The sequence below is a fragment of the Gracilibacillus sp. D59 genome, from assembly GCF_052246695.1.
In the GTDB taxonomy this organism is placed as follows: Bacteria; Bacillota; Bacilli; order Bacillales; family Amphibacillaceae; genus Gracilibacillus.
This window is the reverse complement of record NZ_JBQQCK010000001.1, coordinates 1-12,370: the sequence shown is the minus strand read 5'-3', so window position 1 is coordinate 12,370 and position 12,370 is coordinate 1. Positions and strand designations below refer to the sequence as shown.

At 35.1% G+C, this 12,370-nt stretch carries 15 protein-coding genes and 1 pseudogene; 4 read left to right on the top strand and 12 right to left on the bottom strand.

The genetic code is table 11. From position 1 onward, the window contains the following. Window positions 1–2: 2 nt before the first annotated feature. From ACTWP4_RS00080 to ACTWP4_RS00060, 5 genes and pseudogenes are all read right to left on the bottom strand, one after another. Window positions 3–350, bottom strand: coding sequence for a hypothetical protein (locus ACTWP4_RS00080; protein ID WP_443126720.1), 348 nt, complete (start codon window positions 348–350; stop codon window positions 3–5). After that, window positions 351–1,307, bottom strand: coding sequence for an NERD domain-containing protein (locus tag ACTWP4_RS00075; protein ID WP_443126719.1), 957 nt, complete (start codon window positions 1,305–1,307; stop codon window positions 351–353). 45 nt (window positions 1,308–1,352) lie between these two features. After that, window positions 1,353–1,892 (bottom strand): GNAT family N-acetyltransferase, encoded by a 540-nt coding sequence (locus ACTWP4_RS00070; RefSeq protein WP_443126718.1) that lies wholly within the window; start codon window positions 1,890–1,892, stop codon window positions 1,353–1,355. After that, window positions 1,892–2,101 (bottom strand): annotated as a pseudogene (locus ACTWP4_RS00065) (GNAT family N-acetyltransferase); the annotation flags it as partial. The gene ACTWP4_RS00070 and the pseudogene ACTWP4_RS00065, both read right to left, overlap by 1 nt. A 112-nt stretch (window positions 2,102–2,213) precedes the next feature. Then, on the bottom strand, window positions 2,214–2,354 hold the full coding sequence (locus tag ACTWP4_RS00060; protein WP_443126717.1) for a hypothetical protein: 141 nt from the start codon (window positions 2,352–2,354) through the stop codon (window positions 2,214–2,216). 112 nt (window positions 2,355–2,466) lie between these two features. Between ACTWP4_RS00060 and ACTWP4_RS00055 the strand changes: the two genes are divergently transcribed. Genes ACTWP4_RS00055 through ACTWP4_RS00040 form a run of 4 tightly spaced genes read left to right on the top strand, consistent with a single transcriptional unit; the run spans window position 2,467 to window position 7,159 of the window. Further along, window positions 2,467–3,681, top strand: a complete 1,215-nt coding sequence (locus ACTWP4_RS00055) for a metallophosphoesterase family protein (protein ID WP_443126716.1) — start codon at window positions 2,467–2,469, stop codon at window positions 3,679–3,681. 3 nt (window positions 3,682–3,684) lie between these two features. Further along, entirely contained in the window at window positions 3,685–6,531 is a 2,847-nt protein-coding gene (locus ACTWP4_RS00050) for an AAA family ATPase (protein ID WP_443126715.1), read from the top strand. A gap of 16 nt (window positions 6,532–6,547) precedes the next feature. Continuing rightward, entirely contained in the window at window positions 6,548–6,949 is a 402-nt protein-coding gene (locus tag ACTWP4_RS00045) for a GNAT family N-acetyltransferase (RefSeq protein WP_443126714.1), read from the top strand. Window positions 6,950–6,973: 24 nt separating this feature from the next. Next, window positions 6,974–7,159 (top strand): hypothetical protein, encoded by a 186-nt coding sequence (locus ACTWP4_RS00040; protein ID WP_443126713.1) that lies wholly within the window; start codon window positions 6,974–6,976, stop codon window positions 7,157–7,159. Between the two features lie 48 nt (window positions 7,160–7,207). On the opposite strand, the gene ACTWP4_RS00035 is transcribed toward ACTWP4_RS00040, so the two are convergent. The 7 genes from ACTWP4_RS00035 to ACTWP4_RS00005 form a co-directional block, all read right to left on the bottom strand. Continuing rightward, on the bottom strand, window positions 7,208–7,810 hold the full coding sequence (locus ACTWP4_RS00035; RefSeq protein ID WP_443126712.1) for a DedA family protein: 603 nt from the start codon (window positions 7,808–7,810) through the stop codon (window positions 7,208–7,210). Between the two features lie 2 nt (window positions 7,811–7,812). Further along, a complete protein-coding gene (locus tag ACTWP4_RS00030) occupies window positions 7,813–8,229 on the bottom strand; it encodes a GNAT family N-acetyltransferase (RefSeq protein WP_443126711.1) in 417 nt (138 codons plus the stop codon). Between the two features lie 18 nt (window positions 8,230–8,247). Then, entirely contained in the window at window positions 8,248–8,382 is a 135-nt protein-coding gene (locus ACTWP4_RS00025) for a hypothetical protein (protein WP_443126710.1), read from the bottom strand. A gap of 744 nt (window positions 8,383–9,126) precedes the next feature. Continuing rightward, entirely contained in the window at window positions 9,127–10,356 is a 1,230-nt protein-coding gene (locus ACTWP4_RS00020; protein ID WP_443126709.1) for a hydrolase, read from the bottom strand. 186 nt (window positions 10,357–10,542) lie between these two features. Then, the gene (locus ACTWP4_RS00015) at window positions 10,543–11,526 is read right to left on the bottom strand and encodes a peptidylprolyl isomerase (protein ID WP_443126708.1); all 984 of its coding nucleotides are present in this window, start codon (window positions 11,524–11,526) and stop codon (window positions 10,543–10,545) included. Window positions 11,527–11,643: 117 nt separating this feature from the next. Beyond that, window positions 11,644–11,823: a hypothetical protein gene (locus tag ACTWP4_RS00010; RefSeq protein ID WP_443126707.1), complete on the bottom strand. Its 180-nt coding sequence runs from the start codon at window positions 11,821–11,823 to the stop codon at window positions 11,644–11,646. Window positions 11,824–12,288: 465 nt separating this feature from the next. Beyond that, window positions 12,289–12,369 carry an IS3 family transposase gene (locus ACTWP4_RS00005; RefSeq protein WP_443127340.1) on the bottom strand — a complete coding sequence of 27 codons (81 nt, stop codon included), beginning with the start codon at window positions 12,367–12,369 and terminating at the stop codon, window positions 12,289–12,291. Window position 12,370 lies beyond the last annotated feature (1 nt).

The following is a 12,370-nucleotide window of genomic DNA, read 5'->3' as shown; positions in this document are numbered from 1 at the left end:
AGCTATTTCGCATTGGGCGAAATAGCTTCTTCATTTGTTTGGCGAACTACTCGAGGTTGATAGAGAAACACACGAGGTTGATAGAGAAACACACGAGGTTGATAGAGAAGCACACGAAGTTGATAGAGAAACACACGAAGTTGATAGAGAAACACACGAAGTTGATAGAGAAGCACACGAAGTTGATAGAGAAACACACGAAGTTGATAGAGAAACACACGAAGTTGATAGAGAAGCACACGAAGTTGATAGAGAAGCACACGAAGTTGATAGAGAAGCACACGAAGTTGATAGAGAAACTCAAAAGTTGATAGAAATGCCCCTGAAGTTGAAAGTAAATATCGATACAATTACGGATCAAATAGATCTAATAAGTCTGAAAGATCATATTTCCGATCACTATAGGTACCAACAGAGGGACAATTCATTTGCTGTAGAATTCTTTTGATCAAATCTTTAGAAGGTAAATCTAAAAAATATCGTGCTTGCCTATTCGTAATTATTGGACCAAAAATGAGAGTCCAGTCTCGTAATGCATAAATGTGCATTTTTTTATCTTTTAACCCGCATTTTATACATTCCCAAGTCCCATATATCCGTATTGCTTTACTATTACATTGCGGACAGAATAGACCGCATTTAACTTTACGAGGTTGAATGGGGAATCTAGTTAGTATATCTACTCTTCGGTCTTGATGGTGACGTGACAAAAAATGAGAAATGTTCTTTAAATGAGAGAAGGAAAAGGTTTGAGTGTGACTCTCGCGAAGTATTTCGGATAGACGCAAAGGTAATTGCTGAACTGGGATCATATCTGGATGTTGAAAATTAAGGTTTGCATTCGGATGAGTAAAAACTACAATTGGATGAATCGGGGGAAAGGAAAAGCTTTGCAATCTAAGCAATGCCTCTAATTTCTCTTTTTGGAATTGTGCTTGTACCAGTGGATTATCATAAATCTCTAATTTTCCATCATCATGTTCTTGTACTAATTGGTTAGCTTCATTTATAAATAATTTACCTTTCAGATTTTTGACTTCACAGATGAAGATTTTCTTCAGAAAAATGGATAAGTTATCGATCTGGAAAAAATGATTTTGCCAAGGCAATCGGACCCCATACAACATAAGTTTCTCATTTTGTATCATATGTAAATAATAGGGTAATTTCTTTTCGCCAACATAACCAGATAGTTCTCTGCCATAAGTTTTTTCCAATTCTTCTGTTATGTCATGTGGTGAGAGTCTATTAATAAGTGCCTCCAACTGTCTCAAATAAAGAGATTTTCTTACATGTTGGTTCTCCAAATAGGAATCCTCCTTTACTATTTTTTACCATAATAACATATTGGATCAAGATTGAAAATGTTCTCGATCCAGTATGCTCATCATTACATCTGTTTCGTATTTTCCTTCGATAAAAGCAGCTTCACGCTCCACGCCTTCTTTTGTAAACCCACATTTTTCATAACATTTAATGGCCCGTTTATTATACTCCAACACACGCAAGTCTACTCGATGTAATGATAGTTTATAAAATGCAAAATCTAACACTAGTTTCGTTACTTCCTGACCTATTCCTTTCCCCCACGTTGAAGGATCGAACAGCCCAACGGCATAACGAGCACGATTATCATGTTTGTGTACAGTTAGGCGAGCTTGCCCGATACATCTACCTTGAAATTCGATACACCATTCTAGTGGATTTGAACGAATTTTCTTAATAAATTCTTCAGCGTCTGATCTAGTTTTTGTCTTGATTTTAGTTCGATTCCCACCGTACATTCTAATTAATTCAAGGTTATGATCGATGTTTAAATAGTCTTCTATATCACTTTCTATCGGTTGTCGGAGAATTACTTTATTACCTGAAATCGTTGGTGCATTATTCATTACAATCTCCCCCCTAATAACTCAATCCAAAATCGTTTAACAACATTTCCATCATCCTCTACAAATTCCTCATCTTCTTTGCCTCCGTTGTTTAAAATAGCTTTCAGCGAACCGATATTATTAGCATCACAAGTAACAAGTGCATTGTTGATACCTAACTTTTTTGCTTCAAGCACTGCCAGTTCAAGAATTTTAGTCGCATAGCCTTTCGTTAGAGTTGTTTGATCCGTGAACCAAAACCTCTTTATGATTAATTAAATATTGTAAAAATAGATGTTTCGGATAATCTAAATCATACTCAATCCATAAGCCATCACCGTTTTAAATATATTGCTCATAGATAGTCTCTAACTGCTCTATAACATCTGGTTCAAGTGGTTTATCACTAGATTTCAAAAAATGTAATCGGTTAAATAAGAAAATTTTCAATCTATTGATCAAGTGTCCATCTCCTTTATCCACAACACTCACCTCCACACAAATATTTTAACATATAATTCCAAAAAAGTGGTTAATCGAACGTGCATTCTGTTATATGCTCTGCTACAATAGAGATAGAAAGAAGGTGACGATAATGAGAAAAAAGATTTCCTTTATACATTGTGCGGATTTACATTTAGACAGTCCTTTTAAAGGCTTAAAAGACATTCCGAAGCAGCTATTAACAGACATCAGAAAAAGTACTTTTCAAGCACTAGAAAATCTCACCGAACAAGCAATAAAGCATCAAGTAGATTTTGTATTATTGGTAGGGGATATTTTTGATCAGGAAGAACAAAGTATGCAAGCACACATGGCATTACGAAAAGCTTTTCAAAGATTACAAGAACATCAGATAAAGGTATACCTATCTTTCGGTAATCATGATTACTTGAACAGCCAGTCATTCCCACACAACTATCCTGACAATGTTTATATCTTTGATCAAGAAGCAGTCACTTCCTACCCGTATATTCAAGATGGTCAAACACAGGCAAGAATTTATGGATTCAGTTATCAAAATCGAGCAGTACTTGAAAATAAAACAAAAGAATACCAGAAAACTGACGATGATTGCTTCCATATCGCGACTTTACACGGAAGTATTGGTAATGAAAACATACAAGAGCATGCAGCCTATGCTCCGTTTCAACTAACAGAACTAAAACGAGCTGGGTTTGATTATTGGGCATTAGGCCATATCCATAAACGTGAAATAATAGCGAAAAATCCACCAGTAGTTTACCCGGGAAACATTCAAGGCCGATCAACCAAAGAAACGGGAGAGAAGGGATGTTATCTTGTCACCTTAGCTGAAAACGAGCCAGAGTTATATTTCCTGTCTTTATCATCAATTATATTTGAAAAAGTGCAAGTAGATGCCAGTGGGTGGACGGATATCACAAGTGTAGCAGGGCAACTGGAAGAACTAACTAACAGATTTACAACAGGTAAAACATTAATTCAGCTCGAATTTTATCAAGTAGCAGCAGATAAGGAAATCTGGTTCACAAACGGGCAATTACCCGAAATAATTGACTATTTGAATCAGGAATCAACGGATAACTATATTATCGCCTATAAATGGGAGAAAGCAGCAAAGCGATCAGAATGGCAACATGGTGGCCGATTTTTAGAAGAGTTGGCTACTGCTTTTCAAGAAACATCTCTAGAAAAGTCCATCAGTCCATTATGGCAACACACAGAAGGTAGAAAATGGCTATCGAAGCTGGAAAAGGATGACCAAATCGATTTACAGCAAGAAGCAGAATATCTATTAGACCAACTACTACATGAAAAGGAGGGATGAGAGGTGCGAATAGAAAGCATACATATATATGGTTTTGGAAAATGGATTGATCAACATTTCTCTTTTCAACTGAATGGTCCTATAGAAATTGCGGGTGATAATGAGTCTGGTAAAACAACGCTACGGCAATTTATTTTATACATGTTGTTTGGCTTGAAGACGAAACAGGCAGAGTGGTTCACACCAAAAAAGGGATCAACTGTTGGGGGAAGGCTAACTATTTCCGGACTTGCAGATCAAACCATCACGATTGAACGAGTACAAGGCAAGCACAAAAATCAGGCGATTATATATGGTGAGCATGGAGAACAAATGGATGAAGAATGGTTACAAGCCGCTTTACAAGGGATTGACCGTAAAGAATTTCAGTCGATCTACACGTTTGATGCCTATGATCTAAAGCAAGTTCAGGATCTTGATAATGAATCCTTACATGAAGTATTATTAGCGGTTGGTATGACAGGAACAGACCGAATCTATCATGCGGAAAAAACGTTAGAAAAAAAGCTGGCAGATTTGTTTAAACCATATGGAAAAAAGCCAGTGATCAATCAGCTTTTTCAAGAACTAACAGATCTAAGGCAACAGTTAACCGAGGCGAAGGAAAAGGAAAGTAAGTATCGACAGCAATTAACAGACATAGAGGAAATAGAAAAGCATTTACTCCAATTAGAACAAGAAAAAATTAGTGCCCAGTCACGGAAGGAACAAATAGAAAAAAGATTAACGCATTATCCTTTAATAGAGAATTATTATTTCACAAATGCCCAATTAAATAGACAAGATCAAAATATTACGTTTCCTGTAGAAGGTTTGAAACGTCTAAATGAATGGAAGGATGCCATTCTGCCTTTAAAAAGCGAAGAACGGGTGCTTCTTAATAATATAGAAGAAGTCGACCAGCGGATAAGCACTTTGGATTTGATGCCTGACGAAAAATTAGAGACCTTTGAGTTTGGTATGCAGCTGCAGAAAGAAATCGAACAAATCGATGTAGAGATCCAACATATTAGAGAACGTATCACTAACATGGAAGAAGAAATCATCACGAAACTGGAAAATATGCAGATTAATATTACTATCGAGCAACTACGGCAGACTGAACTTCCTTTTTATTTAGAAGAAGCATGGGCCGATTTGGCGAATCAGCGTGAGAAATTAATGTTGGAAAAACAGTATGTTGATAACGATAGATCATCAACTGCCAAAATAAAGCAGGAGTTAATCGAGGAAAAAGCCCAACTGCAAAAATCACTGCTAGGGCAGAGACAGTTAAAACAATATCAAGATGAGATAGCACAAGCAAACCAAGCAGAGCAACAAACTAAACAACATACACAATTTCAAAAATGGCTGCAATCCTATCAAAAAAAGCTTAAAACCTCCAATTTTGTTATGGGAATGGGCTTTTTACTAGGTGCTGGGCTTTTCTTTGTAACAGATGTTGTATGGATCATTGTTACCATTGCTCTTGCCATTGGTCAGAACATCGCGATTAGACTATATGGCCAAGCAATCAAACAATGGTTACAACCAGAGGAAAAAGAGTTAACATCACTTAGCCAAGCGGAAATGAATGAACGAGAGCGAATTATTCAAGAACAAGAAGTACTCCATGATGCATTATCAGTAATCGAAAAAGATCTACAGAAATATCAAATTGAACAGCTAAAACAAGAAGAACGCCATACTTTTTTAAAAGAACGTTTGAACCAGCTTGAACAAAAAACCAATGATCAACGAATGCAGTATCCTTTTTTGACAAACGTTGAATTGACTTATTGGCCGAGGCTTTACCAGCAAGTAGTTACTCAAAAAGAAAAGCTGCTTTTGGTAACGCAGTTAGAAACGAAATTAAGTGACTTAAACGAATTAAGAAGAGAAAGAGGACAAGCCTTTGATTTATTGGAATTAGATCCGCTCGATCTGGAACAAACGATCCAAAAGGAACAGGCAAAAAGAATGGAACATACTCAACTAAAAGCGAGAAGAGAAGAACTACAGACACAGCTAAATGACATTGTAGAGAAACAAAAACCGTATCAACAGGAAATCAATCGATTATTACAAAAGGCAGAAGTGGAAACAGAGGAAGCATTTATCGAAAAGGGGGAACGAAAGGAAGAACTTCAGGCGATACAGCAGAAGTGTAATCAACTATACGATAGCTTAGCTGTTATCTTCACAGAAGATGAGATCAGTCAAATTGTTAATGGAGAATTTGATGATGAAAAGTCGTTACAAAATTTACTTGAAGAATGTAATCAAGCAATCAATGAAACTACTGAAAAAATAAAAGAAAGGCAATCTTTACTAAGTGATCAAAAGGCAAGTGTAACTTTACTGGAGGCTAATGAAGATGTCTCCATTCTCAAGCATCAATTGGCAATAAAACAAGAAGAATTACAAGAATTAGCAAAACAATGGGCTGTCTATCAAGTGGCATTAGCCAACTTAACTGAAGCAAAATCAACTTATTCACAAAAATATATGCCGCAAGTGTTTGAACAGGCAAGTCATTATTTTAACAAGCTGACTTTAGGCAGATATCAGCAAATATATATAGAAGATAACCAAAAAATTATTGTTGAAGACAGGGATGGCTTTGCTTTTCATGTGATTGAATTATCACAGGCAACGAAGGATCAATTATACATTGCCATTCGATTTGCGTTAAGTCATGTTATGGCAAACCGGTTAGCACTGCCGTTTCTGATTGATGATGGATTTGTACATTTTGATTCTAGCCGAAAAGAGAAAGTATTAGAGATTGTTGAAGAATTAAGCAAAGAGCACCAGGTACTATATTTCACTGCTAATGCGACAGCCAAAGTAAGTATTACATTATAATGGGAGAGTGTATGAGATGGATAATATGATGTATAAAACTGATATCACAATAACACCGAGAGATTTATCAGAAGTTTTCCGTGCTTCTGGTATTAAAAGACCATACGAAGATTTAGATCGTATGCAACAGATGCTTGATCATGCAAATGTATTAGTAACCGCATGGGAGCAGGAAAAAATAGTTGGAGTGGCAAGAGGATTGACTGATTTTAGTTATTGTTGTTACTTGTCAGATTTAGCTGTTGTCCAGAATTATCAGCACCAAGGCATCGGTAGGCAATTAATTGAACATGTAAAGAAAGAGCTAAATGATCACGTTGCTTTGATTCTGCTATCAGCACCAGCTGCAATGGACTATTACCCAAAAGTGGGATTTGATAAAATAGAAAATGGCTATATTATCAAAAGAAAAAAATAAAGTAATTATGCTGTAGAAAGGACTTTGAAAAAATGGATGCCGTTCGAGAATTCATTTCAAGTACTTGTTATATTAGCTGGTTTCTTTTTGCTGTTAGTCTTTCTTATTATATTGGACGGTGATTATGCCTGCTTGGATTATTATACCGTTCTTAATATCTGTAAGTTTATGGTCGGTTTTACGTTTTTTATCGAAGAAACTGGTACTTAATTAATGCGTAACAAGCCATCTTCTCATCTAATTAAAGAGAGATGGCTTTTATTTATTTTTACGGAATAAACGAATTATAAAGAATATAACACCAAGGCAAATGAGTAGATAGAACATGTCAGAATAAATATCTACAAAATGGACAATATCTTCCCATGATTCCCCAACATAAGCTCCTAATAAAACTAAAACAGTGTTCCAAATGAATGTCCCTAAGGTTGTAAATAATAAAAATAGGGTAACATTCATGTTTGCCATCCCAGCTGGTATCGAAATAAGACTGCGGACTACGGGAATTAACCGGCAAAAGAAAATGGTCCAATAACCATATTTTTCAAACCATATATCAGCTTTATGGATGTCCTCTTTTTTGAGATGGAGAATGTGCCCCCATTTATCAATAATTCTTTCCAACCGTTGAATGTTAAGGAGCATGCCAACCAGGTATAAAACTATCGCACCTAAGACTGAGCCGGCAGTTGACGAAAGAATCACACCAACAATATGTAAGGAGGATACGGTAGTGAAAAAACCACCAAAAGTTAAAACTACTTCAGACGGGATAGGTGGAAAGATATTTTCCAGTGCAATTAAAAACATAATACCTAGATAACCAAATTCATTCATAACTGTGAAGAACCAGTCTTGCATCTTTATTGTTCATCCTTTGTAAGTTTTCGTACCATACATGGTCGTTCTGTAAAGTTAAATGTTTCGTAAAATGGTTGAGCATCTTTTGTAGCTAAAGCAAATTTTGTGTTTTTAAGTAAAGGATGTTCCAGTATGCATTGCATGAGAAAGGAACCAATTCCACGTCCCTGATATTCCGAATCAATCACTACGTCTAATATCCATGAGAATATTGCTTGGTCGGAAACGACGCGAGCAAATCCAATTTGCTTATTTTCAAGGTAAACACCAAAAGAAAATGAATTTTCTATGCTATGCTTTATCGTTTCTTTGTTTCTGTCGTTCGCCCAATAAGTCGGCTTTAACAGATTGTAAATGATTTCTAAATCGAGTAAATCTTTATCATCACTGACCACACAGTTATTGTAATGCCACTCCATAAAAACCCCCCATTTCGTCTATGAATCTCGTATTTCGTTTAACAACTCAATGATTTTCTCATTCTGTTCTATGATTTGGTCATGTTGATCTCGAATTTTTTTCAGATCAAATGTTAGTATAATAAGTATTAGAAAAGCAATAATCAATATCATTGCAAAGCCCTCACTTTATATATGAATATAGTTATAGTACCATAATATTATTTATAAATGTATGATATTGGATAAATAAGAAAAGGTGAAGTCATGTTTTATTTAATGCTTTTTTCCATTATTGGTATTCTATTAATATGTATTATTTCGATCCTGTTTATATTTGATATTCTTTTAACGAAAAAGCACCCGTTCTCTTTATTCTTATTGATCATGTTATTTTTGATTCTGTTTATAACTATCCGTGAATTCGTTTGATTAAAAAGAGACTGGCACAAATCCATTCCAAAGACGAATAATGTAATGTATTAAAATGAACATAAAAAGTTTATCCGCAGTAACACTGTTACCAATTTTGAAATGGTCTGAACTGCTAAACATCCGCTCCGGCTGCCCGCTTCCCTTTCCATGGGGTTTTATCTTCAGCTAACTTTTCCAAGCAAAGACCGCAAGGAAAAGTGGATCTTCAGAGAAAACAGCGTGATCTGAAGATCGACTTTTGTAAAGTGATTTTCTTTACAAAAGTTAGCTGAAGACATGCTCTTCGAAAGCGAAGTGGGCAAGCCGGATCGGTTTTTAAGCATTTGATACATGTCAAAATTTCCACTGTCCCTATTACGTAATTAAAAAATCCGAACGATAACAATTTCTAATTGTAGAAATTCGCATAATCGTTCGGATATTATTTTTATCAAATCACTTTTGTCCCAGTCTCTTTGCAGCAATATTTATCTATATTTATCTTTATTTCTCCTCATCAGCTTCTGTATTCTCATAACGGCTATCTAAATAATCGACTATGTGAATAATATAGCCTTCTAGATTACTAGGCTTACGTACGGCACTGCCCCATTCTGGTAACCCATGGTGACAAAGGATACAGTGAGACATTAAGTGAATATCCTCCATTGTCACAGCAATGTTATAATGCTCTATTACTTTAGACAATAACATCACCCCGTATGGAATATGACCAATGCTTACACCTAGTGGATCCATCGCAATACCAGCTTGTTTACGATTTTGGTCTTTAAATTCTCCAGTAGGAAAGAGAAAGTGAAAAATATCAAATGATTTACCGGCATAATCGTACTCTGCTAGTTTACCAATATCATGGAACAAAATACTAGTTATCAGTGCGTCATAATTAATGTTGTCATATTTATACTCAGCCATTCCTAGTACCATGTGATAGAGATGATCAATACTGTCTTTCCATACGTATGAAGGTCTTGCATTATCATCTTTTAAAGAATTCCAAATTTCCAGTTTATACTCGGTTTCTATTTTGTTGATTAACTGCATCACGGCGCGGAAAGGATTATCTGATTGGATGGTTATGTATCTGCAAAAGCGCATCAGGCCAACTGTATGTTTGAGTAATCCTCCTAAATAATTGTGATGGAATCCTTTAGCGGCAGGACTAATACGAAATCCTTCCCACAGTTGTTCCATTGCTTTGATTGCAATATCTTGGAAAGGCTGTTGTAATTCATAAAGATAGGCAAACAGCTCATCCCTTAATGATTCTATATCCTGTTGTGTATAAGCGAGTAATGTGAAGGGATCAATGTCATCATTGCAAGGTGTCATTTCATATACGGTAACACTTTTAAATCCATTAAATTCATCAACTTGACCACGGATATCAAAAACACCTTTTTGTTCTAAAATAGGCATCATCGTATCCACTTCGCCATTGTTATCCCACATTTTGGCGGAAATGTTTCCAGATTGATCGCTCAATGTAACTTTCAAAAAGGATTTATTTGTTTTTGTTTTTTTTACTTCGAAATCATTTAATAAAACCCGAGCTGAAACTGGAGTACCTTTTGTTAAAGTATTCAAATGTACTCCTTTTATGGCTTCTGGTAATGTAGGAGCGGGGAATTTGGTTGAAAGCTCCTGTTTTTGTTGATCTGTTAGTTGATAATTAATCGTAATAACGTCATAAAAATATTTCATTGAACTCATAATGTATCACTTCCTACTCCAATTTCAAAATCAATCATTGGATTTTTATTTTGAAATTGATTATTTAATCAGTTTGCATCTTCCATACAACCAGTTTAGTACTCATTCTACACAACCATATATTATTAGAATAACATAAAAACCCCCATCTTCTCACATAAGTGGAAGATAGGGGCATGTGTTGTACTATTCAGTTTTTTCTGAAGATTCTCCTTCAGAAGATTCTTCACTATTTGTTGATTTATCAGAAGATCCTTCTTCAGTAGACCCTTCCTCTTGAGTTCCTTCAGTAGCAGGTTGTTCTGCAGATGGTTGTTCAAATTTAAATAGGTCTTTGAATTCCTCAATTTTTACATCGATATTGGAATTTTTCATTAAATCTTGAACTTTTGTTTGTAAAGCTGCTTGATCAATTTTAGTGGATGCAATTTCTCTTTTTAATTTATCTTTTACATCTTCTAACGGTTTTACATCTTTCACTTCTACACGATCTGTTACTTTTATAACGTGGAAGCCATGTGAAGATTGGACAGGCTTACTGATTTCATCAACTTTAAGATTATATGCTGCATCTTCGAATTCGGGAACCATTTCACCTACACCAAATTCTCCTAAGTTACCACCATCAGCTGCACTTTTGGTATCTGTTGAATATTCTTTTGCTAAAGCTGCAAAGTCTTCACCGTTATTTAACTTTTCAATTACTTCATTTGCTTTTTCTTCACTATCTACAAGGATATGACTAGCTTTAAGATTTGTTTGCATTCTTTCGTAACGTTTTTGAATTTCTTCATCAGTTACTTCTACATCTTCTGTTGCTGCTTTTTCTTGAAGCAGTTGGACACGTAAATCCTCGCGAAATGCCTCTTCATCTTTATAGCCACTCTGTTGTAGGACCATGTTCCATTGCTCACCATACTGGTCTTTAAAAGTTTTGATTTCAGCATCTAATTCTTTGTCGGACACGTCATATTTATCTTCAAGAATTGTTTCAAGCACCATTTGCTGGAGAACTTGTCCACCATTGGCTGTTTTCAATTCTTCATAAAATGCATCCTTTGTAATATTACCTGAATCTGTTTCCACAACTGTTTCAGACTCTTCTGAAGAACATGCGGAAAGTGCGATAACGCTTGCTGCGATTGTTGCAGAGATAACTATTTTTTTCATTCTACCTACACTCCTACTATTTAATAAAGCTATTTTCTTACTCTTGCAATAATATAACATACTTTTGATAAAAAAAAACATTTAAAGAACAGATTACATTATTTTTACTAATTTTAATTAAGTATAAATAACTTCAACATATGAAGATATAAGTAAAATCGTAATTAAAATATTTATAGTTCGAAAAACATTTGGTTGTTTTTCCTTTGACATTTCAGTTTGTAAACAAAGTCTCATCGTTAAAGAATTGAATATAAATAATATAAAAAAAGCAAAAATGACAAAAACAAATAGCATCAAGCTTACCTCCTTAATCTCATGTCATTACTTTAACAAAAAATTATAGATTTGAACAGTATGTCTCATCATTAATTGAAAAATATGTATATAATCATTATATCATGCATGTTATGGAACAAAACAGAAAAATACAGAGACACCTCTTCGTTATTTTTTTGTAGGATTTGTTGGGGAAAACGAGGAGAAAAAATTTGAAATATAAAAGAGGCTGGACAAATCAATTCTTCCGGAGGCGTGTCTTTAGTTAACTTTTGTAAAGAAATTCACTTTACAAAAGTGGATATTCAGATCACGCTGATCCCCCAGGAGTCGAAGATGTTTAGCAGATAAAACAATTTAAAAATTGGCACCAGAGTTACGAGGCATTATCTTTCCATTATGCAATTGAAAACTCCGAACGATAACAAATTCTAATCTTGAACTGCCCCCTGTCAAGTAGACAGTGGAAATAATAAAAAGGATTTATGCGGCCTTATTCCTACACTCCATAGGACTGAGGCCGTTTAATCTTTTCTGGTATCGCTCCACATTATAGAAATGGATG

Coding starts and splice junctions, on each gene's coding strand:
- ACTWP4_RS00055 (WP_443126716.1), top strand. CDS start 2,467: ATGAGAAAAAAGATTTCCTTTATACATTGTGCGGATTTACATTTAGAC.
- ACTWP4_RS00045 (WP_443126714.1), top strand. CDS start 6,548: ATGGATAATATGATGTATAAAACTGATATCACAATAACACCGAGAGAT.
- ACTWP4_RS00010 (WP_443126707.1), bottom strand. CDS start 11,823: ATGCTATTTGTTTTTGTCATTTTTGCTTTTTTTATATTATTTATATTC.
- ACTWP4_RS00030 (WP_443126711.1), bottom strand. CDS start 8,229: ATGGAGTGGCATTACAATAACTGTGTGGTCAGTGATGATAAAGATTTA.
- ACTWP4_RS00025 (WP_443126710.1), bottom strand. CDS start 8,382: ATGATATTGATTATTGCTTTTCTAATACTTATTATACTAACATTTGAT.
- ACTWP4_RS00070 (WP_443126718.1), bottom strand. CDS start 1,892: ATGAATAATGCACCAACGATTTCAGGTAATAAAGTAATTCTCCGACAA.
- ACTWP4_RS00020 (WP_443126709.1), bottom strand. CDS start 10,356: ATGAGTTCAATGAAATATTTTTATGACGTTATTACGATTAATTATCAA.
- ACTWP4_RS00015 (WP_443126708.1), bottom strand. CDS start 11,526: ATGAAAAAAATAGTTATCTCTGCAACAATCGCAGCAAGCGTTATCGCA.
- ACTWP4_RS00035 (WP_443126712.1), bottom strand. CDS start 7,810: ATGCAAGACTGGTTCTTCACAGTTATGAATGAATTTGGTTATCTAGGT.